We start from the raw sequence: 5,651 nt of genomic DNA, 5'->3' as shown, positions 1-5,651 counted from the left end.
GGCACGGTCACGTCGATCTGGATCACGCCATCGCCCGCGACATTGTCGAATTGCGTGCCGTCATCCTTGAGGTCAAGCGCGATACGCTCGCCGAGTGTCTCTTCGAACAGACCGTCGCCGTTGAAATCGATCCAGGCCTGCAGGTTACCATTGCCTGTTACGGTGACGTCGAGCGTGCTGATCGTGCCCTGGGTCAGGACGGGAAAGGTGATCCCGTCTTCGTCGTCGGTGCCGATCAGGTCATCCGCCGTTGCCGTCGCATCCGATTGTGCAACCAGTTCGATATCCGGCTCGATCAGGCCCAAATACACACCCGGAGAGGCATCAACGCCGTGGGTCGGTGTGAGGTAGCTAAGCGGTGCATCGCCAAAATCCACACCCAGCCCGGCAAAGACCGCCACCGTGACCAACGCGCGGTCACAATCTGCGGGGTCCAGCGCATCGCAGAGCTGGTATTCGATGGTGTAGACGCCAGCGGGAACGCCCGCGGGGACGATAACGCGACCGGCTTCGGCACCGGCTGTTTCCAGAACCGGCACAGGATCGCCCGTGTTCTGCGGCACCGCTTCGGTCAGTACCGTCAGCGTCGCGGTCGGGAAGGCGGCGGGCAGGCCGTTGATTGTGTCATTCGCCATGACTTCGCCTGCGGTGCCGCCCAGCAGAGTGTTCACGGGCGACGCGGTGTAGTCGTCGTCTTGCGCGACAACATCGGGCGAGGTGTTCGAGATCGCACAAAGCTGGATACCGGACCCGCGCGTCGCGCTACGGCTGGATGACCCTGTGTAGCCGTGGATAAATTCAGCTTCGACGAAGGTGTTGAATTCATAGGTGGCGTAGTTGTCAAAGCTCGTTTCATTCGGCTCGTCCACCCAATCAAGAGGGTTGCCTGTCTTGGCAGGATCCATCGCGATCGCGTTCGGCCCGGCCGGAAAAGAAGACAAGGGCGCGGTGTTGAAGAAAGAGGTCACCGTCGGATTGGTGAGCGAGCCCACCACATCCGAAGAATCATCGCCCGCGCCACGGCTGTCGACATCCGTTTGCTGGACAATGACACCGTTAATCCGGCTTTGGTCAATCGCCAGACCCTGCGGATTGGCCGCCGTGGCCGTGCCATCCTGGACCAACCGCAGACGGTAGGTGATGTATGCGTCGTCCAGCGGCGTCATGCGCGCCTCGAGGGATGTATCGAGGGTAAGCGCGGTCGCATTGTTGATGCTCGTGACCTGCATGACCACATCGATCGGGTTGCCGTTGATATCGGTTGTGACGTTGTCGAACAGGAAGATGTCTGACGGGGTTACATTCGTCGGGCTGCCGGACCCTGCCAACTGGGTCGATGGCTGGCGGAAGACGGACTGAGGCGTGCAGCTTTGCGAACCGGTCTCGCCTGATAGCACACTGCTGACGATGGACAGGGATTCAGAATTCGACTGCAACCGTGAAACAAAAGGCTGGCCGATACGGCCAATGCCCGCAACCGCGTTGCTATCCACGGACCCTGTCAGCACATCGGCCGCCTGAATGGTGTAGTCCTCCTGACAGACGACCGTTCCACCCGGGGCGACAGGCGTGGTGATCGCGGGGCAGAGCACAGGCCCCAGCAGATCGTCGTCGATCACAATGTCCTGCCCGGTGTTGAACGGCAGCGCGCCGGTGTTTGTGACCGTGTAAGTATAGGTCACAGTCTCACCCTGCGTCCCTGTGCTGGGGCTGGCGGTACGTGTCAATGAAATGCTTTGATCCACATTGAACGTTGCCGCACCAAACATCCCGATACCCCGCGGGGCGGGGTCATAATTGGTGAACTGGTTATAATTGCGCACGTCGGCAATAGATTCATCATACCAGAAGGTGACCGTCGAGGTGCTGTCGGGGAAGGTCGCGCGCACGGTGCCGGTGTCATCGTTGTTCGATGTGGGCGAGGCCCCGAACCCTTCGACATAGATACATTGTGCCTGGTTCGCGCCAATGGTGCCGGTGAAGCCAGACCCGGGACCGGGGCCGACCAGAAGTGCGGGTGCCGCGCTAACCGGTGCCAGCGTCGGATTGCCGTTATCACCAAAGGCGGTCACAAAATCGCAACGGTCAGACCCGGCGTTGCTATCGCTGGCGTCAATATCCAAAATGTCGATCTGCAGATTGTTGATCGGAAAGGCGACCCCGCCCGAACTGGAGGAGATGGAGGACGTTGTCCGCGCATCCCCGATACGCCCGCGGTTTCGCGGCGCGTCCGAAATGACCACGAGGGATTCCACATTGCCGCCAAAGATGGTCGAATCGTTGGGTGTCCCTTCCCCGCTGAAGCCGGTGTAGCTGCCTGTATGTTCAAAGGTCAGGTCAACCTCGAACCCATATTGGTCCCGCAAGGTGCGCGTCAGCGGGCCAAGATTGCCGCCGGGCCAGTCGTAGGTGCCCCAATCAAGTGTGAAGTCGCCGGCATCAGCTTTGCCAGAGCTTGTAACGACCAAAGCCGCCAAAGCGGCGGCACAATTCAGTGTTGTAAAGGTTAACTTTGAAATCGACATCAGACGGACCTCTTGTTGCGGTGTCCCAAACACCTTGTACATTGGCCGGAGACGACCTCGCCGTCTTTCCTGCCCCCCGGGATATGTCTAAAGTTCTCATACAAGGTTAACGCGAGCGACACTGCGCAGGTACAATCCCCCTGCCTTCCAGAATAGCGCCCTATACTTTCGAGAGCGTCCCACCCAGAATCGGTAGGCGGCGCGATGCGGAAAAGCCTTTAATCCATAGGCCCTTGCTCTGTTGCCGTTTGCCCGCGGATGGTGAATATGTCGGCACCAATTATCTCGCGCCGCACGAAAGCCAGTATTTTGCAGACAATTTTCGACAAATCAGGAGCGTCTGCAGAAACTCCACCTGTTTTCGGTCACTTCGGTGAATGGGTGCAGGGGCGGTTGGGGCCGGAGGGCCCTGTGGTTCTGGTCACGATGCTGTGCCGTGCACATGGGGTGCGGGCGCGGTTTACCCGCGGGGGGGCATTGGACCTGACGCAGGGTGAACCCGCAGCGGTGAGCCTCGCGCAGCTTCGACAGCTGCTAGAGGCCGCAGGGCAAGATGCGGGCAGTTTTACCTTGTCTGGTAACCTTCCTGTCGGGGTCGGGGCAGGTGCATCCACGGCGGCGCTGGTGGCTTTGGCGCGGGCTGCGGGTATTGCCGAGGACCGTTTGCCGTCGCTGTGCTTGGCGGTGGAAGGGGCCACCGATCCGTTAATGTTACCGCATCCGGACCGCGTGATCTGGGCCTCGCGGTTGGCGCAAAGCAAGGGCGCGCTGGGCGCGCCGCCACGGGCTGACATCATCGGCGGCTACTTTGGCGAGCCGATCCGGACCGATGCGGCGGACAGCGATTTTGCGGATATTGCCGACCTGTTGCCAGCCTGGGAAAGCGCCGTGGCGCAGGGTGATTTGCCTCAGGTGGCGCGATTGGCGCGCATCAGCGCAGACCGCACCACCGCGTTGCGCGGCCCCCTGAACGACCCGAGCACGATACTGGCGCAGCGGCTCGGTGCTTTGGGCTATGCGCGTGCGCATACAGGGTCCGCGCGCGCGTTCATCTTTGCACCGGGCACCGCCCCGGATGATGCTGAACAGCTGTTGGTCGACCACGGGCTCACCGGTGCGATGCGGTTCACAACCGGAGGGGACGCATGATCGGCGCGGCGGGCATCCTGCTGGGGTTTGTGATCGAGGCGGCTTTGTCCTGGCCTGCGCCGCTTTATGCGAAAATCGGCCATCCGGTGTCCTGGATCGGCCACGCCATTCGCATGATCGAGGCGCGGTTGAATAGCGCCGATACATCGCCCGCACGGTTGCGCCTGTTGGGCGGTGTCGGGGTCTGCCTCGTGCTTGCGCTTGCGGTCTTGCCTGCGATTGTGGTTGCCGCGGTGCTACCCTCTGGTTGGGCGGGCTACGTTGTCGGCGGGCTGCTGGCGTGGCCCTTTCTGGCACCGCGGTCGCTGTTCGACCACGTCCAGGCCGTCGCCACGCCCTTGATACAGGGCGACATTGCAGGGGCACGCTATGCCGTCTCGATGATCATCGGGCGCGATCCTGATCAGCTGGACGCTGCCGCGATTGCCCGTGCTTCTATCGAAAGCCTGGCCGAGAATGCCTCGGACGGGGTGGTGGCTCCGGTGTTTTGGGGCGTGCTGCTGGGGTTGCCGGGGCTGGTGGCGTATAAGGCGATCAACACGATGGATTCGATGATCGGGCACCGGTCCGCGCGCTACCGTCACTACGGGATGGTGGCTGCGCGGCTCGACGATCTGGTCAACCTGATCCCGGCGCGGGCTACGGGGCTGCTGTTCGTGATCGTCTCGGGCCAGCCACGTCGCGCCGCCGCCGTGATGCTGCGCGATGCGCGCCACCACCGGTCCCCCAATGCCGGTTGGCCCGAAGGGGCGATGGCCGGTGCGCTGAACGTGCGCCTGTCCGGCCCGCGTGTGTACGGCGAAGAGATCGCGGATGAACCCTGGCTCAATGCCGAAGGGACCGAGGCCGATGCAACCACCCTGCGACGGGCGCTGACGCTTTACCTTCGCGCCATGTTCGTATTAGCAGTCGTGTTGGCGCTGGTGGCGCTGATCTGACAGGGGCAAGCGATGCGGGATCACGGCGGCAATCTGGATGGGGCGATCAAGGCGTTCGGCGGCGACCGCGCTGATTGGATCGACCTGTCCACGGGGATCAACACGGTGCCCTATCCGGTGGGGCCGATCTCGCCAGAGGCATGGACCCGTCTGCCCGAACGCAGTGCCCTTGGCGCGCTGGAAGACGCCGCGCGGCGGGCCTATGACGCAAGCTGTGCTGTTGTGCCTGTGTCAGGGGCGCAGGCGGCGATCCAGCTGGTGCCGCGCCTGATCGCGCCGGGACAAGCCGCGATCCTGTCGCCCACCTATAACGAACATGCCGCCGCGCTACGGGCCGAAGGCTGGCAGGTCACCGAAGCCACGGATCTTGCCGCGCTTGAAGGGTATGCCCTTGCCGTAGTGGTCAACCCGAACAACCCCGACGGGCAGCGCCACGCCCCTGACGCCTTGCGCGCGCTTGCCGAAACGGTCGAGCTGCTCATCGTGGATGAAAGTTTTGCCGACCCTGATCCAGAGGTGTCGCTGGTCCGCGGCGGGGCCGAACTGCCGAAAAATATTCTTGTGATGCGGTCCTTTGGCAAGTTCTACGGGCTGGCGGGGCTGCGCTTGGGTTTTGTGCTGGCGGCAGAGGCTTTGGCCGAAAGGCTGCGCGCGATGACGGGGCCATGGCCCGTTTCCGGCATGGCGATAGAGGTCGCCTTGCGCGGACTGAACGACACGAATTGGGCGGCACAGACCACCGCGCGCCTGCAAGGCGAGGCCGCGCAATTGGATGCGATGGCGGCGCGGGCAGGGTGGAGGCTGATAGGCGGCACCCCGCTGTTTCGCACCTACGCGACGCCGGATGCCACGGCTGCGCAAAACGCCTTGGCCGCACATCACATCTGGTCGCGGATCTTCCCCTATTCCGACAGCTGGATCCGTCTGGGCCTGCCCGGGCCGGCCGGTGATTGGGCCCGGCTCGAAACCGCCCTGAAAGACGGCGCGTGATCCGGCGGATCACTTTGACGGCGCGGCGGGTGCTGCTGGGGCTGGTGCT

General features: G+C 63.0%; 4 protein-coding genes. 3 read left to right on the top strand and 1 reads right to left on the bottom strand.

Annotated elements, in window-relative coordinates:
- Positions 1–2,567, bottom strand: a 2,567-nt coding sequence (locus tag B3849_RS03710; protein ID WP_422664339.1) for a DUF7507 domain-containing protein, incomplete at its 3' end; no start/stop codon positions are given.
- 225 nt (positions 2,568–2,792) lie between these two features.
- Between B3849_RS03710 and B3849_RS03705 the strand changes: the two genes are divergently transcribed.
- Genes B3849_RS03705 through cobD form a run of 3 tightly spaced genes read left to right on the top strand, consistent with a single transcriptional unit; the run spans position 2,793 to position 5,602 of the window.
- Positions 2,793–3,674, top strand: coding sequence for a hypothetical protein (locus B3849_RS03705; protein ID WP_278424740.1), 882 nt, complete (start codon positions 2,793–2,795; stop codon positions 3,672–3,674).
- Positions 3,671–4,612, top strand: coding sequence for an adenosylcobinamide-phosphate synthase CbiB (gene cbiB, locus B3849_RS03700; RefSeq protein ID WP_278424741.1), 942 nt, complete (start codon positions 3,671–3,673; stop codon positions 4,610–4,612). The genes B3849_RS03705 and cbiB overlap by 4 nt, the downstream gene beginning before the upstream one ends.
- Positions 4,613–4,624: 12 nt before the next feature.
- Entirely contained in the window at positions 4,625–5,602 is a 978-nt protein-coding gene (cobD, locus tag B3849_RS03695; RefSeq protein ID WP_278424742.1) for a threonine-phosphate decarboxylase CobD, read from the top strand.
- The last annotated feature ends 49 nt before the right edge of the window (positions 5,603–5,651 follow it).

Origin of the sequence: Sulfitobacter sp. UBA4523 (genome assembly GCF_002388305.1) — a bacterium.
GTDB lineage: Bacteria > Pseudomonadota > Alphaproteobacteria > Rhodobacterales > Rhodobacteraceae > Sulfitobacter > Sulfitobacter pontiacus.
This window is presented reverse-complemented; position numbering and strand designations above follow the sequence as displayed.

Bases quoted from the DNA above. Each gene is read 5' to 3' on its own strand.
- cobD (WP_278424742.1), top strand. From the start codon at position 4,625: ATGCGGGATCACGGCGGCAATCTGGATGGGGCGATCAAGGCGTTCGGC.
- B3849_RS03705 (WP_278424740.1), top strand. From the start codon at position 2,793: ATGTCGGCACCAATTATCTCGCGCCGCACGAAAGCCAGTATTTTGCAG.
- cbiB (WP_278424741.1), top strand. From the start codon at position 3,671: ATGATCGGCGCGGCGGGCATCCTGCTGGGGTTTGTGATCGAGGCGGCT.